The organism is Actinoplanes hulinensis (assembly GCF_019429605.1).
Lineage (GTDB): Bacteria > Actinomycetota > Actinomycetes > Mycobacteriales > Micromonosporaceae > Actinoplanes > Actinoplanes campanulatus.
Map to the genome: position 1 here is coordinate 337,429 of NZ_JAHXZI010000007.1, position 25,284 is coordinate 362,712.

The 25,284-nt window shown below is 70.9% G+C and carries 29 protein-coding genes; 17 read left to right on the forward strand and 12 right to left on the reverse strand.

Going from position 1 to position 25,284, the window contains the following annotated elements; all coding sequences use genetic code 11:
* Positions 1 to 16: 16 nt before the first annotated feature.
* Positions 17 to 895 (forward strand): prenyltransferase/squalene oxidase repeat-containing protein, encoded by an 879-nt coding sequence (locus KZ829_RS15790; RefSeq protein WP_220144644.1) that lies wholly within the window; start codon positions 17 to 19, stop codon positions 893 to 895.
* Here the strand turns inward: KZ829_RS15790 and KZ829_RS15795 are convergent.
* Positions 803 to 2,038 carry an MFS transporter gene (locus KZ829_RS15795; protein ID WP_220144645.1) on the reverse strand — a complete coding sequence of 412 codons (1,236 nt, stop codon included), beginning with the start codon at positions 2,036 to 2,038 and terminating at the stop codon, positions 803 to 805. The genes KZ829_RS15790 and KZ829_RS15795 overlap by 93 nt on opposite strands.
* A complete protein-coding gene (locus KZ829_RS15800) occupies positions 2,035 to 2,610 on the reverse strand; it encodes a helix-turn-helix domain-containing protein (RefSeq protein ID WP_188123466.1) in 576 nt (191 codons plus the stop codon). The genes KZ829_RS15795 and KZ829_RS15800 overlap by 4 nt, the downstream gene beginning before the upstream one ends.
* Here KZ829_RS15800 and KZ829_RS15805 point away from each other — a divergent pair.
* Positions 2,609 to 3,115 (forward strand): GNAT family N-acetyltransferase, encoded by a 507-nt coding sequence (locus KZ829_RS15805; protein ID WP_220144646.1) that lies wholly within the window; start codon positions 2,609 to 2,611, stop codon positions 3,113 to 3,115. The genes KZ829_RS15800 and KZ829_RS15805 overlap by 2 nt on opposite strands.
* On the opposite strand, the gene KZ829_RS15810 is transcribed toward KZ829_RS15805, so the two are convergent.
* Positions 3,093 to 4,319, reverse strand: coding sequence for an NAD(P)-binding domain-containing protein (locus tag KZ829_RS15810; protein ID WP_308285505.1), 1,227 nt, complete (start codon positions 4,317 to 4,319; stop codon positions 3,093 to 3,095). The two genes, KZ829_RS15805 and KZ829_RS15810, sit on opposite strands and share 23 nt — an antisense overlap.
* Positions 4,320 to 4,868, reverse strand: coding sequence for an OsmC family protein (locus KZ829_RS15815; RefSeq protein WP_220144647.1), 549 nt, complete (start codon positions 4,866 to 4,868; stop codon positions 4,320 to 4,322). It abuts the gene before it with no gap.
* 89 nt (positions 4,869 to 4,957) lie between these two features.
* Here KZ829_RS15815 and metX point away from each other — a divergent pair, with 89 nt between their 5' ends.
* Genes metX through KZ829_RS15830 form a run of 3 tightly spaced genes read left to right on the forward strand, consistent with a single transcriptional unit; the run spans position 4,958 to position 7,877 of the window.
* On the forward strand, positions 4,958 to 6,106 hold the full coding sequence (gene metX / locus KZ829_RS15820) for a homoserine O-acetyltransferase MetX (RefSeq protein ID WP_220144648.1): 1,149 nt from the start codon (positions 4,958 to 4,960) through the stop codon (positions 6,104 to 6,106).
* The gene (locus KZ829_RS15825; RefSeq protein WP_220144649.1) at positions 6,103 to 7,404 is read left to right on the forward strand and encodes an O-acetylhomoserine aminocarboxypropyltransferase/cysteine synthase family protein; all 1,302 of its coding nucleotides are present in this window, start codon (positions 6,103 to 6,105) and stop codon (positions 7,402 to 7,404) included. Before metX ends, KZ829_RS15825 begins: the two co-directional genes overlap by 4 nt.
* A complete protein-coding gene (locus tag KZ829_RS15830; RefSeq protein ID WP_220144650.1) occupies positions 7,401 to 7,877 on the forward strand; it encodes a CoA-binding protein in 477 nt (158 codons plus the stop codon). The genes KZ829_RS15825 and KZ829_RS15830 overlap by 4 nt, the downstream gene beginning before the upstream one ends.
* 24 nt (positions 7,878 to 7,901) lie before the next feature.
* On the opposite strand, the gene KZ829_RS15835 is transcribed toward KZ829_RS15830, so the two are convergent.
* Together KZ829_RS15835 and KZ829_RS15840 are read right to left on the reverse strand one after the other, a co-directional pair.
* Complete coding sequence (locus tag KZ829_RS15835) at positions 7,902 to 8,780, reverse strand: LLM class F420-dependent oxidoreductase (RefSeq protein WP_220144651.1); 879 nt, start codon at positions 8,778 to 8,780, stop codon at positions 7,902 to 7,904.
* A 36-nt stretch (positions 8,781 to 8,816) separates the two neighbouring features.
* The gene (locus KZ829_RS15840; protein ID WP_220144652.1) at positions 8,817 to 10,136 is read right to left on the reverse strand and encodes a lipase family protein; all 1,320 of its coding nucleotides are present in this window, start codon (positions 10,134 to 10,136) and stop codon (positions 8,817 to 8,819) included.
* A 198-nt stretch (positions 10,137 to 10,334) separates the two neighbouring features.
* Here KZ829_RS15840 and KZ829_RS15845 point away from each other — a divergent pair, with 198 nt between their 5' ends.
* Positions 10,335 to 10,973: a phosphatase PAP2 family protein gene (locus tag KZ829_RS15845; RefSeq protein ID WP_246635652.1), complete on the forward strand. Its 639-nt coding sequence runs from the start codon at positions 10,335 to 10,337 to the stop codon at positions 10,971 to 10,973.
* Here the strand turns inward: KZ829_RS15845 and KZ829_RS15850 are convergent.
* Entirely contained in the window at positions 10,891 to 11,529 is a 639-nt protein-coding gene (locus KZ829_RS15850; protein ID WP_281428147.1) for a response regulator, read from the reverse strand. The two genes, KZ829_RS15845 and KZ829_RS15850, sit on opposite strands and share 83 nt — an antisense overlap.
* Before the next feature lie 22 nt (positions 11,530 to 11,551).
* Complete coding sequence (locus KZ829_RS15855) at positions 11,552 to 13,036, reverse strand: sensor histidine kinase (protein WP_246635729.1); 1,485 nt, start codon at positions 13,034 to 13,036, stop codon at positions 11,552 to 11,554.
* 302 nt (positions 13,037 to 13,338) lie between these two features.
* Between KZ829_RS15855 and KZ829_RS15860 the strand changes: the two genes are divergently transcribed.
* Both KZ829_RS15860 and KZ829_RS15865 read left to right on the forward strand, forming a co-directional pair.
* Entirely contained in the window at positions 13,339 to 13,872 is a 534-nt protein-coding gene (locus KZ829_RS15860) for a MauE/DoxX family redox-associated membrane protein (RefSeq protein ID WP_220144656.1), read from the forward strand.
* A 35-nt stretch (positions 13,873 to 13,907) separates the two neighbouring features.
* Complete coding sequence (locus tag KZ829_RS15865) at positions 13,908 to 14,432, forward strand: redoxin domain-containing protein (RefSeq protein ID WP_220144657.1); 525 nt, start codon at positions 13,908 to 13,910, stop codon at positions 14,430 to 14,432.
* Here the strand turns inward: KZ829_RS15865 and KZ829_RS15870 are convergent.
* Positions 14,429 to 15,649 (reverse strand): RNA-guided endonuclease InsQ/TnpB family protein, encoded by a 1,221-nt coding sequence (locus KZ829_RS15870; RefSeq protein WP_220144658.1) that lies wholly within the window; start codon positions 15,647 to 15,649, stop codon positions 14,429 to 14,431. The two genes, KZ829_RS15865 and KZ829_RS15870, sit on opposite strands and share 4 nt — an antisense overlap.
* A gap of 262 nt (positions 15,650 to 15,911) precedes the next feature.
* Between KZ829_RS15870 and KZ829_RS15875 the strand changes: the two genes are divergently transcribed.
* The 4 genes from KZ829_RS15875 (at position 15,912) to KZ829_RS15890 (ending at position 19,326) form a co-directional block, all read left to right on the forward strand.
* Positions 15,912 to 17,789 carry an ABC transporter ATP-binding protein gene (locus KZ829_RS15875; RefSeq protein ID WP_220144659.1) on the forward strand — a complete coding sequence of 626 codons (1,878 nt, stop codon included), beginning with the start codon at positions 15,912 to 15,914 and terminating at the stop codon, positions 17,787 to 17,789.
* Positions 17,786 to 18,544, forward strand: coding sequence for an AfsR/SARP family transcriptional regulator (locus tag KZ829_RS15880; protein ID WP_220144660.1), 759 nt, complete (start codon positions 17,786 to 17,788; stop codon positions 18,542 to 18,544). Before KZ829_RS15875 ends, KZ829_RS15880 begins: the two co-directional genes overlap by 4 nt.
* A 76-nt stretch (positions 18,545 to 18,620) precedes the next feature.
* Entirely contained in the window at positions 18,621 to 18,845 is a 225-nt protein-coding gene (locus tag KZ829_RS15885) for a hypothetical protein (protein ID WP_183221472.1), read from the forward strand.
* A gap of 64 nt (positions 18,846 to 18,909) precedes the next feature.
* A complete protein-coding gene (locus tag KZ829_RS15890) occupies positions 18,910 to 19,326 on the forward strand; it encodes a S26 family signal peptidase (RefSeq protein ID WP_220144661.1) in 417 nt (138 codons plus the stop codon).
* Positions 19,327 to 19,570: 244 nt separating this feature from the next.
* Here the strand turns inward: KZ829_RS15890 and KZ829_RS15895 are convergent, their stop codons facing one another.
* From KZ829_RS15895 to KZ829_RS15905, 3 genes are all read right to left on the reverse strand, one after another.
* Positions 19,571 to 20,452: a hypothetical protein gene (locus KZ829_RS15895; protein ID WP_220144662.1), complete on the reverse strand. Its 882-nt coding sequence runs from the start codon at positions 20,450 to 20,452 to the stop codon at positions 19,571 to 19,573.
* Positions 20,453 to 20,731: 279 nt separating this feature from the next.
* On the reverse strand, positions 20,732 to 21,307 hold the full coding sequence (locus KZ829_RS15900; protein ID WP_220144663.1) for a hypothetical protein: 576 nt from the start codon (positions 21,305 to 21,307) through the stop codon (positions 20,732 to 20,734).
* A gap of 80 nt (positions 21,308 to 21,387) precedes the next feature.
* Entirely contained in the window at positions 21,388 to 21,858 is a 471-nt protein-coding gene (locus KZ829_RS15905; RefSeq protein WP_220144664.1) for an N-acetyltransferase, read from the reverse strand.
* A 168-nt stretch (positions 21,859 to 22,026) separates the two neighbouring features.
* Here KZ829_RS15905 and KZ829_RS15910 point away from each other — a divergent pair, with 168 nt between their 5' ends.
* The 5 genes from KZ829_RS15910 to KZ829_RS15930 all read left to right on the forward strand — a co-directional run bounded on the left by KZ829_RS15910 (position 22,027) and on the right by KZ829_RS15930 (position 25,247).
* A complete protein-coding gene (locus tag KZ829_RS15910; protein ID WP_220144665.1) occupies positions 22,027 to 22,311 on the forward strand; it encodes a hypothetical protein in 285 nt (94 codons plus the stop codon).
* Between the two features lie 24 nt (positions 22,312 to 22,335).
* Entirely contained in the window at positions 22,336 to 23,718 is a 1,383-nt protein-coding gene (locus KZ829_RS15915) for a phenylacetate--CoA ligase family protein (RefSeq protein ID WP_220144666.1), read from the forward strand.
* 121 nt (positions 23,719 to 23,839) lie between these two features.
* Positions 23,840 to 24,358 carry a TrmH family RNA methyltransferase gene (locus tag KZ829_RS15920; RefSeq protein WP_308285506.1) on the forward strand — a complete coding sequence of 173 codons (519 nt, stop codon included), beginning with the start codon at positions 23,840 to 23,842 and terminating at the stop codon, positions 24,356 to 24,358.
* A gap of 14 nt (positions 24,359 to 24,372) precedes the next feature.
* Positions 24,373 to 24,948 carry an AAA family ATPase gene (locus KZ829_RS15925; protein WP_220144667.1) on the forward strand — a complete coding sequence of 192 codons (576 nt, stop codon included), beginning with the start codon at positions 24,373 to 24,375 and terminating at the stop codon, positions 24,946 to 24,948.
* 50 nt (positions 24,949 to 24,998) lie between these two features.
* Complete coding sequence (locus KZ829_RS15930; RefSeq protein WP_220144668.1) at positions 24,999 to 25,247, forward strand: hypothetical protein; 249 nt, start codon at positions 24,999 to 25,001, stop codon at positions 25,245 to 25,247.
* Positions 25,248 to 25,284: the final 37 nt, after the last annotated feature.

Genomic DNA, 25,284 nt, shown 5'->3' on the forward strand with positions numbered 1-25,284 from the left:
TGCCTATGTTCGGGGCGTGACCGATTTCCTGGCAGCCGCCCGTTTCCTGCACCGTGAGGCCCGCCCGCTGGAGCGCCGTCTCTTCGCCACCTGCTTCGAGGGCGCGCCGCCGGACGGTGTGGTGGACGCCCTGCGCGCCTACCGCAACCCCGACGGCGGGTTCGGGCACGGCCTCGAACCCGACAAGCGCTGCCCGGCCAGTCTGCCGGTCGACGTGGAGATCGCCTTCCAGTCGATGGCGATCGCCGGCGCCCACGACGTGCAGGTGCTGAAAGAGGCCTGCGACTTCCTGGCCGGAGTCTCCACCGATGGCGCGGTGCCGCTCGCGTTCCCGGTGATCGAGGAGTTTCCGCGGGCCGCCCACTGGACCGACTGGACCTATCAGCCGGGCGTCAATCCGACCGCCGGGCTCGCCGGGCACCTGTACGCGCTCGGTTTCGATCACCCGTGGCGGGAGGCGGCGACCCGCTTCTGCTGGGACGCCGTCGAGGGCGGCACCCTGCCGGACGAGGTGCACGGTCTGTCCGAGGTGATGGCGTTCCTGGCACACGTGCCCGATCGGGAGCGGGCCGAGAAGCACGCCCGGACCGTTCTGGATCAGATGATCGACACGTCGATGTTCCAGGCCACCCCCAAGCCCGGCGAGTACGGGCTCACTCCCCTGCACGTCGCGCCGACCGCCGGCTCGCCGTGGCGGAAACTCTTCGACGACACGCAGATCAACGCGCACCTGGACCAGTTGGCCGCCGCGCAACTACCGGACGGCGGGTGGCCGGTCACCTGGGAGCCGCCGAGCGAGGCGTCACGTCTGGAGTGGCGCGGGTTCGTCACGTTCCAGGCGCTGAGGACGCTCACCTCGTACGGCCGCCTGGTCGACGGCGAGAGCCGCCAGTAACGCACCCAGGGCGACCAGGGCGGCGCCGTGCCAGCCGGCGCTGTGCAGCAGCGGCGCGGCGAGCGCGGCGCCGACCGCACCGACAGCGAAGTACAGCACCAGGTAGACGCTGCTCAGGCTGCCCGAGTGCCGCGGGTCGAGGGCCTGGACGCGGCTCTGGTTGGCGGCCTGGGCGGCGAACAGGCCGGCGTCGAGCAGGGCCAGTCCGAGCACGGTGACCGGCGGGTGGGCGAGGCCGGTCGTGAGCAGGGTGGCGCCGGCCGCGGCGATGAGCAGGCCGGCGGCGATGACCCGGGGCGGACCGAATCGGTCGGTGACGCGTCCGGCGTACGGGAGAACGACGAAACCGAGGAGCCCGGCCAGGCTGTAGAGGCCGATGACGGTCGGGCCGAGTGGGGCGAGCGCCAGCGCCAGGGCGACCCAGACGAGGTGGAAGGCGAGATACCAGAGGCCGCCCGAGGCGACCGCCCAGCGCAGTGCCCGGTGGCGGCGCAACTGCTGGGGGAAAGCGGCGAGCGCGGCGGCACAGGACTGGCCGGCGCCCGGCTCCTGACCGGGCAGCGCCGCCGCCCCGGCGGCGCGATCCTGATCGGCGTTCGGCCGGATTCGGGGCAGCAGCAGCCTGGCGGCGACCGCTCCGGCGAGCGCGACCGCGGCGAAGACGAGCAGCATCCACCGCCATCCGAGCAGGTCGGTCAGCACTCCGCCGACCAGGCGGCTGAGCAGGATCCCGGCCGACATCCCGGCGGCCACCATCGCGATCGCGGCCGTCCGCCGCCCGGCCGGCGCGTGCCGCCCGGCGATGACACCGGCCTGCGCCGCCACGCTCGCGGCGGCGCCGATGACGAGGTAGGCGGCCAGGAGCACGGCCGGGTGGGCGCTGATCGCGGCGACGGTCAGCGCGGTGGCCAGCACGGCGAGATGCGCGGCGACGAGACGGTCCGGGGCGATCCGGTCGGTGAGCGGCAGCAGCAGGGCGAATCCGGCCATGCACCCGGCGAGCGCGGCCGTGGGCACGAGCCCGATCAGCGTGAGCCCGGCCCCGAGGTCGGCGGCGACGGTGGCCAGCGCGGGCTGAACGGCGTAGTTGTTGGCGATGGCCGTGCCGGCGATGGTGGCGAGAAGCAGGCGGACGACGGTCACGGCGCGGTGTGCCGGGTGAGGATCACGGTGTACCGGCACTCGCTGCCGGTGGCGTTGACGAAGGCCCGCTCCGCCGGTTCCCCGAGCTCGATGGTGTCGCCCGGCCCGAGCACGTGCACGGTGTCGCCGTCGTGGAAGGTGAGTTCGCCGTCGAGCACCCACACGACCTGCCGGATGAAGGCGAACGCGGCCGCCGGGTAGGGCACCCGGGCGCCGGCCGGCAGGTGGATCTCGGCGATCTCGGCCGGGAAGTCCGGGCCGGTGATCTGGCGGCGCCGGTAACCGGTCCCGGGATCCCGCCACTCGACGGCCTCGTCCCGGCGGCGGACCCCGCTCGCCGGCTCGGGATCCGTCTCGGCGAGCAGGGCGGCGATGCTGAGCTGGAAGGCGGCCGACAGTTTGCCGAGGATGACGGCGCTGGGGCTGCTCTCGCCGCGCTCGATCCGGCTGATCATCGCGGAGGACACCCCGGAGGCGTCGGCGAGTTGTGCGAGGGTCCACCGGCGGCCTTCCCGCTCGGCACGGATACGGGTTGCGATCCGTCCCACCAGCGGGTCTACGATATTGGACATGAATCTAATATACGAGACGACGATCCGGGCGGCCGACGCCGGCGACATGGAGGGCATCCGGGCGATCCGCAACCGGGCCATCGAGCAGACGACGGCGCTGTGGACCGAGACGCCGCAGTCCCCGGCCGAGGCGACCGCGTGGCTGGCCGCCCACCTGGCGCGGGGTTCGGCGTTCGTGGCGGAAGCCGGCGGCGAGGTGGCCGGTTTCGCCACCTACGGGCCGTGGCGGCCGCTCGACGGCTACCGGCACACGGTGGAGAACTCGGTCTACGTCCGCGAGGACCGGCACGGCCTCGGGATCGGATCGGCCCTGATGACGACGGTGATCGCGGCCGCGCGCGAGGCCGGGCACCACGTCATGGTGGCCGGCATCGAGGCGGGCAACACGTCGTCGATCCGGCTGCACGAGCGGTTCGGCTTCGAGCACGCCGGCACGATCCGTGAGGTGGGCACCAAGTTCGGCCGCTGGCTGGACCTGACCATCATGCGACTACCCTTGGCGTGAGCCGCTCGGCCAGATGCCGTGCGACGAAGCGGGCGTCGTCCTCGATGCCGTGCAGCAGCGTCGACCGGCGACGGCGCAACACCGGCAGGCCCAGCGCGTAGAGACCCGGACTGTCCACGACACCGCCGTCGTGGCGCAGCCGGCCCTTCTCGTCCACGACCGGCACGTCCAGCCAGCGGTAGTCGGGCCGGAACCCGGTCGCCCAGATGATCGTGGTGATCTCACCGCCGCGCAGATCGAGCCGCAGCCTCGGCGCCGCCGGAATCCAGGTCGGCTCGAACCCGGCCGGGCCGTCACCGATCCCGGCCCACTCGTCGAATCCGGCCAGCAGCCGTCTGATCTTGAGGTCGGCCAGCGAGCACACGTTGCGCAGGCCGCCGGAGAACAGCGCCTGCCCGTCCCGGATCACCGCGAGCCGCCCGACCGGTTCGACACCGAGCCCGGTCAGCGCGTTGAGGTCGATGGTGGTGCCCGGTTCACCGACGAGTTGCGGCGACGGCAGCCGCCGGGCGCGGGCGAGGTCCTCGATCTCGTCGTAGCGCTGCGCCCACACCCCGGTCGCGTCCATCCACCACAGCACGTCACGGCCGCGATAGGTCCGTGGCAGGCGTACGTGCTCGCCCACCGACAGCACCACCGGCCGCCCGGAGCGGCGCACCTCGGCGGCGAGCTGCACGCCGGTCGCCGACGCCCCGACCACGAGCACCCCGCCCTCCGGCAGTGACCCGGGGTTGCGGTACTCGAACGGGGTCAGCTGCGTGATCCCGTCGGGCACGCCGGCGGCGCACTCCGGCACGACCGGCGCGTTGCACGCGCCGGACGCGATCACGACTGTCGCGCAGTCCAGGTCACCCTCGCCGGTGGAGACCTGATAGCCGCCATCGGTACGCCGTACCGAAGTGACAGTGGTGTTCTCCCGGACCGGCGCGGCGGTGACCGTCGCGTAGTCGCCGATGAAGTCGGCCACCTGGCCGGCCGTCATGTACCCATCCGGATCCGGCCCGCCGTACGTGTGGCCGGGCAGCCGGTTCAGCCAGTTCGGCGTGAGCAGGCGCAGCGAGTCCCAGCGTTCCCGCCGCCACGTGTTGGCGATCCGGCCCCGCTCCAGCACGATGTGGTCGATCGACCGCTCGCTCAGGAAGTGGCTGGCGGCGAGGCCGGCGTGCCCGGCGCCGATGACGACCGTGGTGACCCGTTGCGACACTCAGGCGACCTCGACCGTGACGCTGGTCGGGTTGGTGAGCGCGTCGTAGACGGCGGACCGTTTCTGCGACTGCGCGACCAGGGCCTCGATCTCCTCGCGGCTGGCGTCGGCGTCGATGCTGAAGGTGACCTTGACGTCGTTGAAGCCGTTGCGGACGTCGCTGTCGGCGCCGAGGATGCCGCGGATGTCGTGGTTGCCCTCGACCGTCGAGGTGACCGAACGCAGTTGGATGCCCCGGTTCTGGGCCACCGAGGCGACACCGGCGGTGAGGCAACCGGCCAGGCCGACCAGCAGGTACTCGATCGGGGTGATGCCGTTGTCCTCGGCCGCGAAGATCTCCGGGTGGTCGGCGGTGAACTCGGTCTTCGTCTTGTGCGACTGCTCCTGGCCGAGGCCGAAGAAGTTCTGGATCGTGGTGGTGCTGTGCACGCCGTTCTTCCACGTGGAGGTGGCACGCCAGGTGAACTGGGCGGCCTCCGGCGCGCCCTTGAGGGCTTCGCGCGCATCGAGCAGGGCCTGAACGTTGACGCCGTTATCGGTGGTGGTCATGGCTGGAATCCTTCCGCTTGATCCACTCTTCTACAACACCCATCGGGATGCTAGACAATGATCTTGGCCTGGCCTAGCGTTGTTTCCTGATGACGACAGTCGGTGTGGTGAAAACGCGGTTCCTGGACCTGCCGGAACCACTGCCGCTCGACTGTGGGCGCGAGCTGCGGTCGGTCCGGGTGGCCTACGAGACGTACGGCACCCTCGCCCCCGATCGGGACAACGTCATTCTTGTCTGCCACGCGCTCTCCGGTGACGCACACGCCGCCGGAATCGCCGCGGTTCCCCCGCAGGAGGGCACCCGGGAGGGTTTCGAGAAGAGCCTCGGCTGGTGGGACGGCATGATCGGGCCGGGCAAGGCGTTCGACACCGACCGCTGGTTCGTGGTCTCCACCAACCTTCTCGGCGGCTGCCGTGGCACGACCGGCCCGTCGTCGGTCGATCCGGCCACCGGCGAGCCGTACGGGCCGGACTTCCCGGTGATCACGGTCGCCGACATGGTCCGGTGTGAACGCGCGTTCCTGGCCCAGCTCGGCATCGACCGGCTGGCCGCGGTGGCCGGCGGCTCCCTCGGCGGCATGCAGGCCCTGCAATGGGCCATCGACCACCCTTCCGATGTCGGCGCGATCGTGGTGATCGCCTCCACGCACGCGCTGCAACCGCAGGGGGTGGCGTGGAACGCGATCGCCCGCGAGTCGATCCAGCGCGACCCCGACTGGCAGGGCGGCCGCTACTACGGCACCGGCCGCTCCCCCGACGCCGGGATGGGCGTGGCCCGCATGGTCGGGCACATCACCTACCTGTCGGCGCCGGGCCTGGCGGCGAAATTCGGGCGCCGCCTGCAATCCGGTGCGGACATCCGCTACACGATCAGCGAACCCGAGTACGAGGTGGAGAGCTACCTGCGCCATCAGGCCGCCTCGTTCGTGCGCCGCTTCGACGCCAACACCTACCTCTACACGTCCCGGGCGCTCACCTACTTCGACCTGGCCCGCGACCACGGCTCGCTGGAGGGCGCACTGGAAAAGGTCCAGGCACGTACGCTGCTGATCTCCTTCAGCTCCGACTGGCTCTACCCGCCGGCCGCCTCCCGGGAGATCGCCGACGTGCTGACCGGGCTCGGCAAGCCGGTGGAGAACCACGTCATCGACGCGCCCTACGGACACGACTGCTTCCTGCTGGAAGAGGCCCGGCAGACCCCCATCGTCCGCGACTTCCTGGAGGAGAAGAATTCATGAGCCGGGTGGAGGAGCCGCACGAGTTCGGGTTCGAGACCAGACAGCTGCACGCCGGGCAGCGGCCGGATCCGAACACCGGAGCCCGGGCGGTGCCGATCTTCCAGACCACCAGCTACGTCTTCGAGGATCCGGAGTCGGCGGCCGCCTACTTCAACCTCCAGGAGTACGGCAACACCTACTCACGCATCATGAACCCGACCGTGGCCGTCTTCGAGGAACGGGTGGCCAACCTGGAGGGCGGCAGCGGCGCGGTCGCCTTCGCCAGCGGCATCGCGGCCCAGGCGGCGGCTCTGTTCACCCTGCTGGAGCCGGGTGACCACGTGGTCGCGTCGTCGGCCCTCTACGGCGGCACCGTCAACCAGCTCAAACATCTGCTGCGCAAGATGAACGTGGAGCTGACCTGGGTGGATCCGGACGACTCGGAGCTGTGGCGCAAGGCGGTCCGGGACTCCACGAAGGCGTTCTTCGGGGAGACGATCGGCAACCCGGGCGGCAACGTCCTGGACATCGCCACGATCGCCGGGATCGCCCACGAGCACGGGCTGCCGCTGATCGTGGACAACACGTTCGCCACGCCGTACCTGTGCCGGCCGATCGACTGGGGCGCCGACATCGTGGTGCACTCGGCCACCAAGTTCATCGGCGGGCACGGCACCAGCATCGGCGGTGTGGTCGTGGAGGCCGGCACGTTCGACTGGTCCAACGGCCGTTTCCCGGTGGTCGCCGACCCCTCGCCCGCCTACCACGGCTTGAAGTTCCACGAGACGTTCGGCACCTACGGCTACCTCATGAAGCTGCGCGCCGAGACGCTGCGGGACCTGGGTGGCGCGATGTCGCCGTTCAACGCGTTCCTGTTCCTCCAGGGCCTGGAGACGCTGTCGCTGCGGATGGAACGGCACGTGGCGAACGCCCGCCGGGTCGCCGAATTCCTGTCCACCCACCCGCTGGCCTCGAACATCACCTATCCCGGCCTGCCCGGCGGCCGCTACCTGCCGCTGGTGGAGAAGTACCTGCCGCTCGGCCCGGGCGCGGTCTTCTCGTTCGACTGCGCGGGCGGCCGCGACGGCGGCCAGAACCTCATCCGCGGCGTCCGGCTGTGGTCACACCTGGCCAACGTCGGCGACGCGAAGAGCCTCATCATCCATCCGGCCAGCACCACACACCGGCAACTGAGCGACGACGAGCTGCGGGCCGCCGGGGTCGGGCCGGGAACGGTCCGGCTGTCGGTCGGCACCGAGTCGGTCGAGGACCTGATCTGGGACCTGGAGCAGGGCTTCCGGGAGGTGGCGCAGCCGTGACCACGCGATACCAGGATCCGCTGACCATCCAGCGGGTGCTCAACACGGCGAGGACGATCGCGATCGTCGGGCTGTCCGGAAACGAGCTGAGGGCCAGCTATTTCGTCGGCTACTACATGCGGCGGCACGGCTACCGGGTCATTCCGGTCAACCCGCGCGAGTCCGCGATCCTCGGCGAGACCTCCCATCCGAGTCTCGCCGAGGTGCCCGTACCGGTCGATGTGGTCAACGTCTTCCGCGCCCCGAGCGCGCTGCCGGAGATCGCCCGGCAGGCGGTGGCGATCGGCGCGGGCACCCTGTGGACCCAGTTCGGCGTGATCAACCCTGAGGGCGCGGAAATCGCCTCCTCCGGCGGCCTCACCGTCATCGAGGACCGCTGCCTGAAGGTCGAACACGCCCGCTACGTCGGCCGCATGCACTGGCTCGGCTTCAACACCCAGCGCATCACCTCAGTCCGCTCCGGCCTCCAATAGACCCTTTTCGGTACGGGTGAGGGTTTATGCGGGTTTGAGGTCGAGGGCGGCGGCAGCCCGGGTGAGGGCGTCGATGTGCTGGTCGACCGTGGTGATGCCGGGCTGGGTGGTGTTGACGGCAAGGTGCGTGGCACCGGATTCCCGCCACGCCTGCGCCTTCTCGGCCAGTTCGTCGGCCGAGCCGGTCCAGGGGACGCCGGCTTCCAGACCGATGGCGGCGGGGTCGCGGCCGGCTTCGACGGCCGCCCGGTTGATGACGCGCTGGGCCGCCTCGAGTTCGGCGCTGCCGGGCGCCAGCTGCGGGAACCAGCCGTCGCCGAGCCGGCCGATGCGGCGGTAGGCGGGCACGGAGCCGGCGCCGAACCAGAGCGGTATGGGCCGCTGCACCGGGTGCGGCGCGATCCCGGCGCCGGTGACCGTCTCGAACTCGCCGCGGTGGGTGATCGACCGCTCTGTCCAGTAGCGGCGCAGCAGGGCGATCTGCTCGTCGTAGCGGCGGCCGCGGTTGTCGAAATCCTGGCCGAGCGCCTCGAACTCGACATGGTTCCAGCCGACGCCGATGCCGAGCCGGAACCGGCCGCCGGTCAGCAGGTCGACCTCGGCGGCCTGCTTGGCGACCAGGGCCGTCTGTCGCTGCGGCAGGATGATGACGGCGGTGGCCAGTTCCAGCGAGGTGATCGCGGCGAGGTAGCCGAAGAGGACGAACGGCTCGTGAAAGGTGCTGTCCACGTCGTAGGGGCGGGTCCAGCCGGGATGGGCCGCCCGGTCGGCCCCGAGCACGTGATCGGCGGCCCGCAGATGGGTGTAGCCCAGTTCCTCGACGGCCTGTGCGTAGGCGCGGACCGCGATGCGGTCCGCGCCCAGCGTGGTCTGCGGGAAGATCACTCCGATGCGCGGCGTCATGCCGTCAGCCTAGTGACAACCCCCTGTTGACAGCTTTTACGATCCGTTCAAGCCGGAGCAGTTGGTGGTGGCCGGACGGTCGGCCAGCCGGTCTCGGAGCCAGCCGATCGCGGTGCCCTGATCCTTGACCAGCGGTCCGAAGTGGTTGATCACCGGGCTGGGAAGCTTGGGCAGGCTGATCGGGGCGTAGACGACATTGCCACCGAGCCGGCACCAGCCGGCGGCCATGGCGCGGGCCTGCGCGAACGGGACGAGGTTGTCGTTGACGCCGGTCGCCACCCGGACCACGCCGGTGGGCCTGAGCGTCCCGATGGTCTGCCCGGCGAGGTAGTCGCGCATCGCCGGCTCCGCCTTGATGATCTCGGAGACCGACTGGCCGGTGGTCGTCCAGGCCGTGCTGCGCTTGTTGGCGTAGGTGAGGATGGCGTCGCCGACGCACATCGTGGACAACTTCCTGAGCGTCGACCGGCCGGCGTCGTTGAGGTAGTGGTCGAGCAGCGGCTGGAGGGCCGGTTCGGACTGGGCGAAGCCGTTCACCGACCAGCCGACCGCGCCCAGCAGCTCACTGCCGTCGATGGCCGCGGTGACGTCGGCCAGGTTCGCCGGGGGCGCGCCGGCGTAGGTGGCCTTCAACGGCACGTCCGGGGCGTAGGTGGCCTGGAGTTCGGCGGCCGACGCGACCGCGCCACCGCCCTGGCTGTAACCGTAGAGGCCGACGCTGGACCGGTCGGTGAGCGAGGTGTTCGGCAGCGCCAGTGCGGCCCGGGCGGCGTCGAGCACGGCGTGCCCGGAATCGACCCGGTTGACGTAGGTGTGCACGCGGTCGGGGGTGCCGAGTCCCAGGTAGTCGGTCTGTACGACGGCGATGCCCTTGGCGAGAAGCCGGTACATCGCCAGGACCTCGTAGCCGATCGAGACCGTCGTCTGTGTGCCCAGGCCGATGACCAGGCCCTTCTGGAGTGCCAGCGAGGTGGAGCACTGGTCGCCCTGGCCCATCGTGCCCGGGGCGAGCACGACCAGCGGGCGGGCGCCGGGACCGCGCCAGGCGGCGGACGGTTCGATGTAGGCGCCGGTCACGGCGACCGGCCCACCGGCGGAATCGGTGGACCGGTACATGATGCGCGTCGCCTTGCCCGGCAGCGTTCCGGTGATGCCGGGCAGCGACAGGGCGAGCTTGAGGGGTTCGGTGCGGATCAGCGTGCCGTTCGACGCCGGCAGCACCGCCGGCGGGGTGTAGAAGGCCGGGATCGTGACACGACGGGATGTGACGGCCTCGGCCAGTTGGGCCGGTAGGACGGTCACACCGGCGACGGTTCCGGCGAGCAGTGCGGCAGCGATGCGGGTTCGTACGGACATGTCCGGCCTCCCTCGGGTGAGCCCGCACACGCATCGATTGTTTCCAATGCATCCCGCGCGGGTTACCGGACGGTAACCAGACGTAGTGAGACATTCCAGAGGTTGAATCTCTCACTCCAGTACACTCACTTTCGTCAGGGGCCGGTCCTGACCGACGTTCAATGGCGGAAGGCCCGGCCGTGCCTACGGTTCATGGGCATGGCAATCGAGACGCGGATCGAGAATGTTCCGGATGTGGCCGGTGGCTGGTACCGGGCGATCGTCGAGTGGGCGGCCACCACTCCGGAGTTCGTGCAGGGCTTCATGGCGCACTTCACCGAGCTGGGCGTGGTGCTGCTGGCGGGGATGTGGGCGCTGACCCTCTGGCGCGCCCGCCGCAGCCCGGCCCTGACGAGGGTGCTGGCCGGCGGCGTGGGGGTGGTGCTCGCGTACGGGCTGAGCGAGTGGTCGAAGACCTACCTGGACGCGGAACGCCCCTGCCGTACCTTCCCGGATCTACCGATCGTGGCGAGCGATTGCCCACCCACCGGAGACTGGTCGTTCCCGAGCAACCACAGCACGATCGCGGCCGCCCTGGTCGTGGCGATCCTGCTGGTCTCCTGGCGGACGGGTCTGCTGGCGCTCCCGGTCGGGTTGCTGGCCGGATTCTCCCGGGTGTTCGTCGGCGTGCACTACCCGCACGACGTGGTGGCGGGTTTCCTGATCGGGGCGGTCGCCACCACCCTCGTGGTCACCCTGCTGCCGCGGCTCCCGCTCATCCGATCATTCCAGCCTGGTACGCGAGAAGCGCGGCCTGCACCCGGTTCCGCAGTCCGAGGCGGGCCAGGATCGCGCTGACGTGTGCCTTCACGGTCCCCTCGACGAGGTGGAGCCGGGCCGCGATCTCCGCGTTGGACAGTCCCTCGCCGACCAGTCGCAGGACGTCGCGTTCCCGCTCGGTGAGGACCTCCAGCTGTTCGCGGGCCGCCGCGCCCCGGGTCACGTGCCCGCCGCGGAAGTGGGTGATGACCCGGCGGGCGACCCGCGGCGACAGGTAGGCGCCGCCCTCGGCCACGGCCCGCACCCCGGCGATCAGCTCGCGGGGGTCGCCGGTCTTGAGGACGAACCCGCCGGCGCCGCCGTCCAGGGCCCGGGCGATGTACTCGTCCTCGGAGAAGGTGGTCAGCACGACGGTGGCGGTCGACGGCACGGTCCGCCGGATCTCGGCGATCGCCTCCAGACCGTCCATGACGGGCATCCGGATGTCGAGCAACGCGACGTCGGGGCGGTGCAGGCGGGCCTGTTCCACCGCCTCCCGGCCGTCGGCGGCCTCGGCCACCACCTCGATCGACGGTTCTCCGGCGAGGATCGCGCGGACGCCCGCACGGATCAGCGCCTCGTCGTCGGCGAGCATCACGCGGATCAACTCGGTCCTCTCAGCGGCTCGGTGGGAGCACGTCCTTGGCGACGAGCCGGCCGTCGCGGAAGCACAGCCGGTAGACGTCGAACGGGGTGGGCAGGAACCCGGCGGTGGACCGGTAGTACTCGCAGGCGCTGCCCGATGGTGGTGGCGGGCCGTTCTCGTCGCGGTGTTCGGGCGCCTGCCGTTCGGGGAGCCGGCCGGCCACCTCGTCCCGGCCGGCGCCGACCACCAGTTCCCGGAACCGCTCCGGCGGCAGGTGGGAGGTGCGGCTGTCGTGGGCGTAGACCGCCATCAGGGTGCCGGCCAGCCCGGCCGTGAGCAGCGTGGGCAGGGCGACCGCGAGCACCAGTCCACGCCGCGCCCGGCGGCGGGCGGTCTCCGGCCCCACCGGCGGGAGGGGGTCCGGGCCGGCTTCGAGCACCGGTCCGGGCCGTGTCGGCAGCCGGGCGACCACCTGGAACCCGCCGTCCGGCAGTGGTCCGGCACGCAGGACACCACCCGCGAGGCCGACCCGTTCGCCGAGCCCGGTGAGGCCCCGGCCGCCGTGGGGCACACGCTCGGCCGGCGGGCACGGAGGTGGCCCGTTGTGGACGGTCACCGTCATCTCGTCGCCGGTGCGGTCGACAAGCACCCGTACGGGGGCCGCCGGGGCATGTTTGGTGGCGTTGGTCAGCGCCTCCTGGACCACCCGCTGAGCGGCGCGGTACTGCATGGGCGCCACGTCGCCGTGGTCGCCGGTGGCCGTCAGCACCACCGGCACGCCGGAGGCGGCGGCCCGGTCGACCAGTGCCCCGATGTGGTCGCCGGCCGGGCGCGGCGGGGTGTCGTCGTCGCGGAGCAGGCCGATGATCTCGCCGAGCCGGTCGGCCGCGGTGGTCACCCCGGCACGGACCTCGGAGGCGGCGGCCCGCTGTTCCGCGGTGAGCGTGCCGTCGAGTTCGAGAGCGCCGGCCCGCAGTGCGACGAGGCTCAGCTCGTGGCCGAGGGAGTCGTGCATGTCCTGGGCGATGCGGGCGCGTTCCTGGAGGCGGGCCTGGTCGGCGACGATCCGCTGTTCGCGTTCCAGTTGGGCGGCCCGGTCCCAGCCCGCCTGGACGAGTTCGGCCTGGAGACGCCGGAACGAGCCGATCAGGGCCGGGAGCAGGCCGAGAACGATCACACCGGTGATCCAGACCAGCCAGCCGTAGAGGTTGGGGCCGCGCAGCAGGGGCACCGCCGTGCCGAAGGCCAGCACACCGGTGAGCCCGGCCAGGACGCTCGTGGCCGGCGGCTCGCGACGGCCCGCCTGGTAGGACAGGATCGCCGCGGCGGGGAGGAGCCGCCAGTCGACGGCGCTGGCGGCCAGCAGACCGAGCGCCGCCGCCGACGGCCGGGACCGGTGCAGCGCCAGGGCCGCCGCGACGAGGAGCAGGCTGAGCGGGGTGATCCACACCGGCAGGCCCTCGTTGAGCGGCCCGGCCAGCAGCGGGGCGGCCATCACCGCCGCCAGCGAGATCATCCGGAGCACGGGGCCAAGGCTACCGGCGCCCACGGAATGGCTGGAAAACGGATCGGGAAGCGATTGTTTCAGCAGACTTTTCGGCCGAGTGACGCGCTAACAAGGGAAATCCTAGATCAAACCCTCCGTTCCGCTGATCCGCGGTGACTAGGAAGATCAACGATCTTGGAACGGCTGTGAGCGCTCACATCGAATACCGGAATCTTCACCGAAGCAGTTGACTAGCGTCGATCGAGGGCCGTAGTTTCCTAACCGTTGATTCGCACTTGTTAAGACATCGACACGCGGTCATCGGGGGCCTCATGCGCGTCGTCACCGTCATTGGCATTCTGTTGCTCACCGGCGTTCTCGCCATCTCCTTGATCAGCAAACTGCGCAGCCGCGCCGGTTTCACCGCGTTCGCCGGCGCGGTCGTGGATCTCGGTCTGGCGCCACGCCGCTGGGCCCGTCCGGTCGCCGCCGCGGCCGTGGCCGCCGAGGTGATCGTGGTGGCCGCCCTGCTCCGGCCGTCCGGCGCCACCGTGGGCCTGGCCCTGGCGGCGGCGCTGTTCGCGGTCTTCACCGCCGCTCTGGCCACGGCTGTCCGGCGCGGCTCCCGGGCCGGCTGCCACTGCTTCGGGGCGTCCAGCGCCCCGGTGTCCCGCCGGCACGTGCTGCGCGCCGCGCTGCTCTGCGCCGTCGCCACCGGCGCGCTCGCCGGCCCCGCCGATCCGCTCACCAGGATCAGCGCCCCGCAGGCCCTCGCCGCGGGCGCGGTCGCGGCGATCGGCGTGGCCGCCCTGGCCTGGCTCGACGAGATCGTCTGGCTCTTCCGCGGAGCGACCCCCGCCCGCTGACTCGTCCGGCACCACCGACCACACCGGAGAGACCCATGGCCCTGCTGTCCGTAGCGGTTGCTGTCCTCACCGCGCTCGTCCTGCTCGACCTGGTCCTGACCGGCGCCGTCATCCGGCGGCTGCGGGAGACCGAGAAGAGACTCATCGAGATCACCACACCACCCGACACCGGGATGCGTCCCGGTGACCCGATGCCCGAGTTCACGTCACCGGACGGCGGGCTGTCCCGCGCCGACCTGGCCGGAACACAGGCGCTCATCGGATTCTTCTCGGCCGGCTGCCACCACTGCCCGGCCCAGGCCGACCGGCTCGCGGCCCGCGCCGACGACCTGGCCGCCATGGGCATCACCGTGGTCAGCGTCCTGACCGTGGCCGGCGGCGACACCGACGAACTGTCGCCGCGGCTCGAGAAGGCCGGGCGGCTGATCGTCGAGACCGGCACCAGCGACATGATGACCGCCTTCCGGGCCGAGGCGACGCCGACGTTCCTGCTGTTCGACGACGCCGGTGTCCTGCTGAACCGCGACCACGGCCTGGACGACGTGCTGGGCGGCCATTAACGATCCCCACGGATGAATCCGGGGGATTTCCCTCCGGGGCCAGGCCCTGGATTCCCAGCTCGGACCGCACCTGATCCACCATCCCGGAAGGAGGCGATCAGATGTCTGACGTCGTCGGCACTGGCACGGTCGCGTTCAGCCGTGGCGAGGATCGTCCTCGCGGCGTTGAGGTCGCGATCTGCGGTGTAGCCGCAGGCCGTGCACTCGAAGATGCGGACACCCAGTCCGAGGCGGTGATTGGCTCTCTCGCCGCACTCGGAGCAGGTCATCGTGGCGTAGGCGGGCGGCACCAGCACCACCTTCCGGCCCGCCCGCATGCCACGCTCGACAAGTTCTCGCTTGCACGCGCCGATCGCCGCGTCGGCGGCCTTACGGGCCATCCGGGACTTCGCAAGGAACTTCGGTCTGAAGTCCTCCACGGCGATCAGGCTGTGATGCTCGGTGACGTTCTTGGCCCAGACCCGGGCGTCGTGGGTGTTCTGCCGGGCGGCCTTCTTGGCGATCCGGGCGGCCTGGCGTTTCGCGGTCTGGTAGCCGTTCGATGGTGGCCGGTCCTTCGGCCGGCGGCGGCGGGCCATCCTGCGCTGTGCCTTGGCCAGTTCAGCAGCGCACCGTCGGCGATGCCCGAGGTGCGGCAGGTCGAACGCCGGATCGGTCGTGGTAGCGGTTACCTTCACGCCCCAGTCGATGCCGATGCCGGGCCGATCCGCCTCGGGCGTTGTGATTCTGTCTCGACGGACCACGAACGATGCATACCAGTGGCCGAGGCTGTCGCGATAGACCCGCACGCTGGACGGGTCGCACGGCAGTTCCCGGGACCAGACGACCGGGATCGTGACCTTGCCGGGCAGGCGAAGTCGGCCGCCCTTGATCGAGAAACCCCGAGTCGTGTACTCCAAACTCGGCAGCGAGTCCTTGAGCCTCTTGACCTTCGGACGGCCCCGGCCCTTCACCGTGAACGAGTGACCCAGGGCGGTGCCGTAGGTGCGCAATGTCTGCTGCTGGGCGACCTGGGAACCGGCGCGCAGCCAGGCGTTACGGCCGCGAGCATCAGTCAGCAGCTTGGACAGTTTTCCGAACGTCGGCTTGCGGCCGGTCCTCTGCTGGTGGACGGCTTCGTTCCACAGCCACCGGCAGCGACCCCACTCACCGAGAAGTGCGGCCTCCGCGGTGCGGCCGGGCCGCAGGCGGTAGGTGTAACGCACCGTCTCGGACACATCGGACACCATACCCGCGAAGCCCAACGACCCTGGAAATCGTGAAGAGGCATGTGGAGAACCAGCACAACGTCCGACCAGACGCCCATCCGCCTCGACGGCGAATGGGCTACCCCTGACCTGCTCCGCAGACGATCCGTTTCCTCCCCACGGCTAAACCCGGGGGTTTCCACGGAAGGCATCCGATGAGCGAGCTTGCGAGCGAATCATTCGGCTCAGTCTCGAACTCATGGCGACGCCGGAGCGCAGCGGAGGTGGCGTCATGAGCGAGCTGGCGAATGCCGCACCCGGCCCCGGAGCTGACGCGACGAGCCGGCCGGCCGGGCTGCCGGACGTGCGGCGCGCGGCAACGCTGATCCGCCGAGCACTCGCCATCCACGTGGGCGCGGCGCCGTGGGCGGCCGGGCTCAGCATCGTGCTCATGGTCGTAGGCGGTCTCACGCCGGTGGCGGTCGCCTGGTTCACCCGGGCGATCATCGAAGGTTTGTCCGCACACGACACCTCCGAGATCGTCCTGGGCGTCACCGGGCTGGGCCTCCTGGGCCTGCTCACTCCGCTCATCGCGCACGTGTCGCACTACGTGGAGCGGGAGACCGAACGACGGGTCCTCGTCCGCACCCAGGCCGAACTGTTCACCGCGGTGTCCGCGCACCCGGGCCTCACCGAACTCGAGGACAGCGGCTACCACGACCGGCTGCGCCTGGCCGGCGAGGCGAGCCGGTACGCCCCGACCCAGCTCAGCACCATGTTCCTCGGGGTCGGCCAGGAACTGATCACGATCGGCACGTTCGCCGCGGCTCTCATGGTCTGGTCCGGTCCGGTGGCGGCCCTGGTGTTCCTGGCCGCCGCCCCCACGCTCGCCGCCCAGATCCGGCTGGCCCGGCTGCGCGGCGAGATGCTGGAACGCACCGCGCCACTGTTCCGCCGGCAGGCGTTCTACGCCGGGCTGCTGCTCGACATGCGCGCCGCCAAGGAGATCCGGCTGTTCGGGCTCGGCGGGTTCCTGCGCGGCCGGATGATGCGTGAGCTGCACGCCGCCCAGGCTCAGGAGCGGCGGCAGGACCGGATCGCCCTGTGGGTGGACGGTTCCCTGGCCGCACTGACCGGGGTGGTGTCGCTGGTCGCGCTGGCCGTCTTCGTACGGCAGGTGCTGGCCGGTCACGGCACGGTCGGCGACCTGGTCGTAGTGATCGCGGCGCTCGCCGCCGTACAGATGTCGGTCTCGGGTCTCGTCCAGCAGCTCGCCATGGCCGGCGAAACGATGATCATGTTCGGTCACTACGTGGACGTCACCGCCGCCGGGCGGGCGCCCGCCGGACCGCTGCCGGAGGCGCCGCCGCTGCGGCACGGGCTGGAGTTCGACGACGTCTGGTTCCGCTACTCCCCCGACCACGACTGGGTGCTGCGCGGCGTCACGCTCACCGTCCCGTACGGAAGCTCGCTCGCGGTCGTCGGCGAGAACGGGGCGGGCAAGTCCACTCTGGTCAAGCTGATCTGCGGCTTCTATCCGCCGACGCGGGGCGTGATCCGCTGGGACGGCGCCGACATCACCGGACTGGACCCGTCCTCGCTACGGGCCCGGATCTCCGCGACGTTCCAGGACTTCATGTCCTACGAGCTGTCCGCCCACGACAACATCGCCGTCGGAGACGTGACCGCCGGCGACGACCCGGAACGCATCGTCGCCGCGGCCCGTACCGCCGGGGTGGACGACGCCCTGCGCACCCTCCCCCGCGGTTACGGCACCGTACTGACCAGGGCGTTCACCGACGACGCCGACCCGTCCGCCGGTGTCGTGCTGTCCGGCGGGCAGTGGCAGCGGATGGCCCTGGCCCGCGCCTGCCTGCGCGACGGCGCGGACCTGCTGATCCTGGACGAGCCGTCGTCCGGGCTGGACGTGGAGGCCGAACACGAGATCCACCGGCGGCTGTCGTCGCTGCGGCACGGCCGCGCCAGCCTGCTCGTCTCGCACCGTCTCAACACCGTCCGGGACGCCGACCTGATCGTGGTCCTGCGCGACGGCACGATCCTGGAACAGGGCGACCACGCCGCGCTGATGGCGGCGAACGGCCGCTACGCCGAACTGTTCCGGTTGCAGGCCTCCGGCTACGACGTGCTCGTCACCGGGGCGACGCCATGACCGCGACGGTCCGGGTGTCCCTGCTCGGCCCGCTCGAGGTGACGGTGGCCGGCCACCCGATGACGGCCATCGGCGGACCCGGCCGGCGTGCGCTGCTGACCGCGCTCAGCCTCGGCCTCGGCACCACCCTCAGCGTGCCGGAACTGCTCGAGGCCATCTGGGACGACCGCCCGCCGATGACCGCCACGACCAAACTCCAGGGCCACATCTGCGCGCTGCGCCAGACTCTCGCCGGCTTCGGCGCCGCCGACGCCCTGCAGACCAAACCTCCGGGGTACGTGCTGTGCCGGCATCGGGTCACCACCGACCTGGTCCGGCACGACGAGCTGATCCGGCGGGCCCGTGACGCCGGCCTGCCGGAGCGCGCCGAACTGCTGCGGGCGGCACTGTCGATGTGGCGCGGCGCGTCGGCGTGCGCGGACCTCCGGTCGGCCTGGGCGGCCGGTGTCACGCACGCGCTCGACGAGCGCCGCTGGCGGGTCATGGAGGACCTCGCCGAGGCGGAGCTGGCGCTCGGCGATCCGGCCGCCGCCATCGACGCCATGGAATCGCTGGTGCGGCAGGCCCCGTACCGGGAACGGGCCTGGGAGCACCTGATGGCGGCACATCTCGAACGCGGTGACATCGCGGCGGCCCTGGCGGTTCACGACCGGTTGAGCCGCACTCTCGCCACCGGCCTGGGCGTGGCGCCGGGCCACCGGATCGCCCACCTGATCGACACCGTCCGCGGCCGGTCGGCGACGGCGCATCGTTAGCGGCTCGTTAGCGGCCGTTGCGAGGCTCGGTCCGCGCCGACACGACGTCGGGCTCATCGAGAAGGGAACGACTCGCATGACCAGGACCATCGCCCGGCTGGGCGACAAGATGCTGAGCGCCGTGCTGCCGAAGGCGAAGGCGTCCGCGTGCACGAACTGCACGCTCGCCTACATCGGCTGCGGCGGCCCCGTCTGCACCTACTACTACAACCGGATCGTCAGCGGCTCGCCCCGCTGTTACGCCTCCCAGCAGCGCAGCTGCTCCGGGCCGTACTACAGCTCGCGCGCCGGCTGCTGCTGACACCCCGGGTGGCCGGCCCCGCCGGGCCGGCCACCATCCCGCCATCGAAAGGGACCGATTCGGCATGGTGGGTGGCATTCTGGCCATGCTCGCGGCCATCGGCGCGCTCGCCGTGGCGCGACGGCGGCTGCTGCTCATCGACGTCGTCGGCGACAGCATGTCGCCGGTCTTCCAACCCGGAGACCGCCTTCTGGTACGCCGTACGCGCCGGCTCCGGCGCGGCGACGTGGTGATCGCCCGCCATCCCGGCGGCGACCGTGCGGACGGCACCCATCTGACCACCTGGCTGGTGAAACGGTTGACCGCGCTCCCCGGCGACCCGGCGCCGGACGCGGTGGCCCATGCCGGCCCGATCGTGCCGCCCGGCATGGGCGTGCTGCTCGGCGAGCATCCGGAGAGCATCGACTCCCGCCTCTGGGGTTTCGTCCCGCTGACCGACGTCGGCGGTGTCGTGGTCAGACGGCTACGTTCCGCCACGTGACCCGGATACGATCGCGTCGCCACCGCCCCGCCGTCGCGTCGCTCCGCGCCGGGACCCACCGCATCGCCCCGCCGCATCCAGCCGTTCTGGCGATGCCGGGCGATGGCCGAGGATGGCGACTTCCAGGCGGCCAAGCGGATCAAATCCACGATCGGCTACCCCGGGACCTTTGGCCGGGACGCGGGCGCCGAGCGATGCGAGGCCCGCGATCCCTGTCGAACACCTGGCGCTGGCGCAACGCGTTCTACTGACAGTACTTCCGGTCCGCGGCGTCGACGACTGCTTCCGCATCGGAGACGAGTTCGGCCATCGTCTTCTTCGCAGTGTCGGACTTCGTTTTCCATGAGGCCGCGGTTTCCCGAGCGCGAGTCCGCAACTCGGAGATGGCATCGTCGCCCAGGGCACCGCCGCTGGTGTAGCCCGGCGCCTGCGCGAGCGCGTCACGATAGTCGCTCAGGTCGGCAGCCAAGGTGGCGAGCGCTTCGTTCACTGCCGCGATCGCGGCATCGACCTCATTGACGGTTTCCTGGAGCGCGAAATCGGCGTCGTGAACCGCCGTCGAGTTGTCGGCGGCCGCGATCACCCGGTCGCAAGCCGCGATGGCGTCATTCTCGGACCCGGCGGCAACCGCCTCCGATCGTGCTTTCGCCAGGTAGGTACGGGCGTCAGAGAGGTGGGTGTCGAGTGATTTCAGGTCCGGTGCTTCCCTGACCACCCTCTGTACGACTTCCATGCCATCGGCAACCTTGCCGAAGGCCGTCTCCGCGGCCACGGAGGCGGCCTGGGCGGCGTCGGCTGACGCTTTCACGTCCGCGGCCGTCCGCACCGTGGCCTGCAAGGCGACGACCAGCTCGTTGTAGTGCTCGACGGTCGACGGTCGCAGCGTGACCTGGCCGACCGATCCGTCCTCCTGGGGCACGGACAGGGTGAGATCATCGCTCGTCAGGGTTCCCGACAGCGCGGCCTGCGATCCGAGCAGGCCGGTGAACGTCAAGGTCAACGCTGTCCCGGACACCGTACCGGTGAATTGCAGATGTGTTGGCCTCAGCACCGTTTCGCCGTATTCGGCCGACGATTCGTCGATGGTGCCGGTGAGCGAGCTGTCCTGCCGGGTCAGCTGCACCATCACTGCAGACTCACTGCTGCTGCCCACCCAGATGTGCGGTGTTCCGTCCGAGGAACTCGAGGAACGCGTTGGCAATCCACAGGCAGCCGTCAGCCACAAGCCGACCATCACCGAAACAGACGCTCGCGAGAACCGCGCTGTCGCACCCACCGCACGCACAGCGGCGAATCTATTCGCCTCGTTGATCGCCCGGAACCGGCCGTCCAGCGTCGTGTCACCGCTAATCGATCTTCGCTGCTGCCCAGACGGACGATCCGCAGCAATGGTGCAACGGCGCGATTACGCTGCGGGGTACCACACCTGAACGGCGACAGTCACATCCGAAAGGCTGTTCGACCCGGTCGTTCTCCACAACGGCCAGCCGCAGCCGTGCAGCTCGGCCCAACCGATGCTGGCCGGCTGCGGCAGCTGACCCTCAACGAGCGTTCCGATGTCCGCGGCCACAGTGCCGTACCCGAAGTGGACCGGCGCCCCGTCGTTCGTACGCCATCGCAGTAGGAACCGCTGATTCGCGCATCCGTTCATCGTTGCCGGATATGACATGTCGCCGCACTGATCACCGGAGCACAGCGACACCCAGTCGCCGCTCGCGCGGAGGCCGCCGTCCCATTCATCTCCGGCTTTCCATCCGGTCAGTTCGGCGGGAAAGGCCGGGCCCTGGCCGGCATGGGCCACATTCTGCGTGCCCTCAGCGGCCCACGCCGCTGCCGTAGATGGAACCGCCGAAGGTTCCATGGCGTCGATCGGGTAACCGCCCTGGTCACGCGACACCCAGACACCGGCAGCGGCCACCGAGCCGGCAACGACGACGCCGGAGAGAGCACCAAGGAGAAGCCAACGGATCCGCGAGTTCACGCGCACACCATAAAGGTGATCAACACGAGCTCGCCGGCGAAGGTCCGGTCACTCAGGTACGACGGTCCGCGTGACCCGGGTCAGCCGGGACTCCCGTGGATGGTGATCGGGGTGTCGCGGGTGCGGTAGTGGACGGTCTCGAACGGCCAGGACTCGCGCAGCCATCTGCCCACGATGTCGGTGAGGGGGCCGTCCAGGTGGGCGTGGGTGGCGGAAACCCAGGAGGTCGCCTGGATCTCGCCAGCGGTCGTGGGCTTGAAGTAGACGCACCCGACCACGTCGCCGGTGGCGGGATCGATGACCGAGTACGCGAAGTCGACCCGGCGGGCCGAGCGGTCGGCGTGGCTCTCCAGGTCGGCCAGGTTCTCGGCGAGCGTCATCCCGTCCGCGGGCGGCCAGCCACGATCGAATCCGGGAGTCGCCCGGATGTGGTCGATGCTCGACGTCCAGGCGGCGTGGTCGGCCTCGTTGTGCCGGGGTCCGAGAAGTTCCAGCCGCAGCCCGCCGGCGGTGTACGACGCCGGAACCTCGAAAGAGCTGTCGACCAGCATGCCCCGAACCCTACGGCAGCAGGTGTTCCATGCGCCGCACCGCACGGAGGGCCTCGGCCCGGACCCCGGATTGTTGAGCCGGCGCGGCAGGTGGCGCAGTCCACGGTGACGGTCCGGTAGCCGGGCGCCGCCTCCTCCCGCCGCCACACCCGGACCGGGCTGCCGCAGGTGCCGCAGTGCCCGCGTACGCAGACCCGTACCGGTCCGGACCAGCCCGGTGGCAGTGGGCGGCGGCAGCGCCCGCACTCGCACCCGGCCCGCCGGTCCTGGCGGCGGGCGAAGCCGCAGCCGCCGCAGGCCACCGCGGCGGGTTCCCACCAGCGCGCGTCCCGGTCCCAGTCCCGCCGGACGGTCGCGGTGGCCGGGCAGCGCGGGCAGCGGACGAGGAACTCCCCGGCGAACGAGGGCAGCCATCGCCCGCTGTCGACGAAACGGCTTTGCGGCACCGGGTGAGTGTAGGTAGGGCAGTCTGGCGGTATGCAGCTCGACACCACGATTCTGGGCCTGTTCCGGGACGCGGCCGGCAGTGTTCCGGCCTATCGGCGGTTTCTGGCCGAGCAGGGCGTGGACCCGGAGACGGTCCGCGAGCCCGGCCAGATCCCGTTGATGACCAAGGAGGGCTACCACCTGCGGTTCCCACTGCCGGAGCGGTGCCGGGACGGGCGGCTGGACGCGGCCGCGATGGTGGCGCTGTCGTCCGGGTCGTCGGGGCGGGCGACGGTGTGGCCGCGCTCGGTGCGTGACGAGGAGCCGGTGACCGCCCGGTTCGCGCAGGTGTTCCGGGACGGGTTCGGCGCGGACCGGCGCAGCACCCTGGCGGTGGTGTGTTTCGCGCTGGGCAACTGGGTCGGCGGGATGTACACGGTCGCGGCCTGCCGGCAGTTGTCGGCCGCGGGGTTTCCGGTCACGGTGGCCGCCCCGGGCAACGACATCGGCGAGATCCTGCGGGTGGTCGGCGAACTGGGCGGGCACTTCGAGCAGGTGGTGCTGCTGGGCTATCCGCCGTTCGTGAAGAACGTCGTGGACGCCGGTCCGGCCCGGGGCGTGAACTGGCCGGAGTACGACGTGAAGCTGGTCCTGGCCGGTGAGGTGTTCAGCGAGCAGTGGCGGGATCTGGTCGCCGCCCGGGCCGGGATCGCCGACCCGGTGTCCGGGGTGGCGTCGCTGTATGGAACGGCCGACGCCGGGGTGCTCGGCAACGAGACGGCGTTGAGCGTACGGATCAGGCGGTTTCTCGCCGACCGCCCGGAGGTCGCCACGAAGCTGTTCGGCGATTCCCGGCTGCCGACACTTGTTCAGTACGACCCGGCGGCCCGCCTGTTCGAGACGGCGCCGGACGGGACGCTCGCGTTCAGCGCCGACGGCATGGTGCCGCTGGTCAGGTATCACATAGCGGACGAGGGCGGGCTGCTGTCGTACCCGGAGATGGTCGCGCTCTGCCGGGAGCACGGCTTCGATCCGGGTGACGGCCCGGAGCTGCCGTTCGTGTACGTGTTCGGCCGTTCCCTGTTCACCGTGTCGTTCTTCGGCGCCAACATCTACCCGGAGAACGTCACCGTGGGCCTGGAACGGCCGGGGGTCAGCGAGTGGACGACCGGGCGCTTCGTGCTCCGTACGATCGAGGACGAGGACCGTGACCGGCATCTGTCGGTCGTGGTGGAACTCGCCGCGGGTGCGGAGCCCACGCCGGACCGTGCGGAGCTCGCCGCCGGATCGATCCGCGCCGAGCTGCTGCGCCTGAACAGCGAGTTCGCCAACTACGTGCTGCCGGAGCACCAGACGCCGCGGATCGAGTTGCGCCCCGCCGACGACCCGGAGTTCTTCCCGCACGGGGTGAAGCACCGCTACACCCGCCGGTAGTCAGCGCTGCGAAAAAAGGCTGTATGCTGCTCGGCGGAAGATCCCTCGTCGATGGCCCGCGTGCGCCGACAAGCACGTACCAGATGATCTTTGATTCCTGGAGCGTCCCCGCTCTCGCCCGGTGAAGCCCGCGATCCGCACCCGGACCCCCGGCGAGATCCGGTCGGCCCGCCGTCCCCGCCGCCACCGATGCTGGGGGCACCTCGTCGCGGCGCCCCTCTGGCCGATGCACGGCGCCAACCTCGGCACCCTTCTGCGCACCTGTGACGCCGTCGGCGCGTGCCTCGCGGTGCCATCGTTCCGCTGGGTCGACGAAGCCCTCGCCCGCGGCAACACGCTGCGCAAACCCGCCTGCGTGCACCGGGTCGGCGATCCGCTGCGCTGGCTGGCCGAGGAACGCCGGGCGGGCGCGCACGTCGTCGGGGTGGAACTCGCCGACGAGGCGGTCCGGCTCGCCGACCTGCCCGCCGCCCGCCACCGGACCGTCATGGTGCTCGGGCACGAGGCCACCGGGATCCCGCCGGAGGCGCTCGATCTGCTCGACGGCGCCGTGGAGATACCCATGGTCGGCACCGGGATGAGCCTCAACGTCGCGGTGGCCGGGTCGCTGGTGCTCTACAGGCTGGCCGGGCTGCTGTGACGTTAGGATTCGCCATGCAGAAGCCGACCCTGGTCGTCATCCGCGGCAACTCCGGCTCCGGAAAGACCACCACGGCCCGTGAGGTGCGCCGCCGCTACGGCCGCGGCGCCGCCCTGGTCGAACAGGACTATCTACGCCGTGTCCTGCTGCGCGAGCACGGCAGCAACCGCCACGATCCGGTCGCGCCCGCGTTCATCGACTCCACCGTGCGATCGGCGCTCGGCCTCGGCTATCACGTGGTGCTGGAGGGCATACTGGACACCGGCGGCTACGGCACGGTGCTGCGCCGGCTGATCGCCGACCATCCCGGCCCGGTGAGCGTCTTCTACTTCGACGTGTCGTTCGAGGAGACGGTCCGCCGGCACACCGGTCGCGCCGAGCCGATCCCGGTCACCGCGGACATGATGCGCGACTGGTACGCCGACCGCGATCTGCTCGGCGTCGAGGGCGAGCACGTCATCCAGGAGTCCACCGGCTTCGACGCGGCGGTGGAGACGATTCTGCACGTCAGCGGGCTCGCGGCGGCGGCCGCCATGACCCCGTGCCCGACCCGTTGCCACCGCTGCGCCGAGAAACAGGGCCACGGCTGATCCTCGCCACCGCCGCGCGCATCGGGCCGCCGGCCTGCGATCATCCATCGATGGATGCGATTCTGGACCGTCCGCTGAGCGAGGCGGAGATCGAGGCCCTGCGGCACTGGCCGCGCTACGCGCACACCAGCAGGCCGGCGGTCGACACCGGTGTCCTGGTGCCGTTGCTCGATGGGCTCCTCGACGGGCTGCCCTGGTGGGACCGCGCGTGGCGGGTGACCGGCGTGGGACACGCCGATCCGGTCGACATGACCCGGATCGACGTGGTGCCGGACGACCTGACCGCCCTCGCTGATTGACAGGTTTCTATTCAGAGGATCACTATTGGGAGCGCTC

Excerpts from the sequence above, each read along its gene's own strand:
- KZ829_RS15805 (WP_220144646.1), top strand. The coding sequence starts at position 2,609 with ATGAATCTAATATACGAGACGACGATCCGGGCGGCCGACGCCGGCGAC.
- KZ829_RS15800 (WP_188123466.1), bottom strand. The coding sequence starts at position 2,610 with ATGTCCAATATCGTAGACCCGCTGGTGGGACGGATCGCAACCCGTATC.
- KZ829_RS15815 (WP_220144647.1), bottom strand. The coding sequence starts at position 4,868 with ATGACCACCACCGATAACGGCGTCAACGTTCAGGCCCTGCTCGATGCG.
- metX (WP_220144648.1), top strand. The coding sequence starts at position 4,958 with ATGACGACAGTCGGTGTGGTGAAAACGCGGTTCCTGGACCTGCCGGAA.
- KZ829_RS15825 (WP_220144649.1), top strand. The coding sequence starts at position 6,103 with ATGAGCCGGGTGGAGGAGCCGCACGAGTTCGGGTTCGAGACCAGACAG.
- KZ829_RS15835 (WP_220144651.1), bottom strand. The coding sequence starts at position 8,780 with ATGACGCCGCGCATCGGAGTGATCTTCCCGCAGACCACGCTGGGCGCG.
- KZ829_RS15840 (WP_220144652.1), bottom strand. The coding sequence starts at position 10,136 with ATGTCCGTACGAACCCGCATCGCTGCCGCACTGCTCGCCGGAACCGTC.
- KZ829_RS15845 (WP_246635652.1), top strand. The coding sequence starts at position 10,335 with ATGGCAATCGAGACGCGGATCGAGAATGTTCCGGATGTGGCCGGTGGC.
- KZ829_RS15850 (WP_281428147.1), bottom strand. The coding sequence starts at position 11,529 with ATGCTCGCCGACGACGAGGCGCTGATCCGTGCGGGCGTCCGCGCGATC.
- KZ829_RS15855 (WP_246635729.1), bottom strand. The coding sequence starts at position 13,036 with ATGATCTCGCTGGCGGCGGTGATGGCCGCCCCGCTGCTGGCCGGGCCG.
- KZ829_RS15860 (WP_220144656.1), top strand. The coding sequence starts at position 13,339 with ATGCGCGTCGTCACCGTCATTGGCATTCTGTTGCTCACCGGCGTTCTC.
- KZ829_RS15865 (WP_220144657.1), top strand. The coding sequence starts at position 13,908 with ATGGCCCTGCTGTCCGTAGCGGTTGCTGTCCTCACCGCGCTCGTCCTG.
- KZ829_RS15875 (WP_220144659.1), top strand. The coding sequence starts at position 15,912 with ATGAGCGAGCTGGCGAATGCCGCACCCGGCCCCGGAGCTGACGCGACG.
- KZ829_RS15880 (WP_220144660.1), top strand. The coding sequence starts at position 17,786 with ATGACCGCGACGGTCCGGGTGTCCCTGCTCGGCCCGCTCGAGGTGACG.
- KZ829_RS15885 (WP_183221472.1), top strand. The coding sequence starts at position 18,621 with ATGACCAGGACCATCGCCCGGCTGGGCGACAAGATGCTGAGCGCCGTG.
- KZ829_RS15890 (WP_220144661.1), top strand. The coding sequence starts at position 18,910 with ATGGTGGGTGGCATTCTGGCCATGCTCGCGGCCATCGGCGCGCTCGCC.
- KZ829_RS15895 (WP_220144662.1), bottom strand. The coding sequence starts at position 20,452 with ATGGTGCAGCTGACCCGGCAGGACAGCTCGCTCACCGGCACCATCGAC.
- KZ829_RS15905 (WP_220144664.1), bottom strand. The coding sequence starts at position 21,858 with ATGCTGGTCGACAGCTCTTTCGAGGTTCCGGCGTCGTACACCGCCGGC.
- KZ829_RS15915 (WP_220144666.1), top strand. The coding sequence starts at position 22,336 with ATGCAGCTCGACACCACGATTCTGGGCCTGTTCCGGGACGCGGCCGGC.
- KZ829_RS15925 (WP_220144667.1), top strand. The coding sequence starts at position 24,373 with ATGCAGAAGCCGACCCTGGTCGTCATCCGCGGCAACTCCGGCTCCGGA.
- KZ829_RS15930 (WP_220144668.1), top strand. The coding sequence starts at position 24,999 with ATGGATGCGATTCTGGACCGTCCGCTGAGCGAGGCGGAGATCGAGGCC.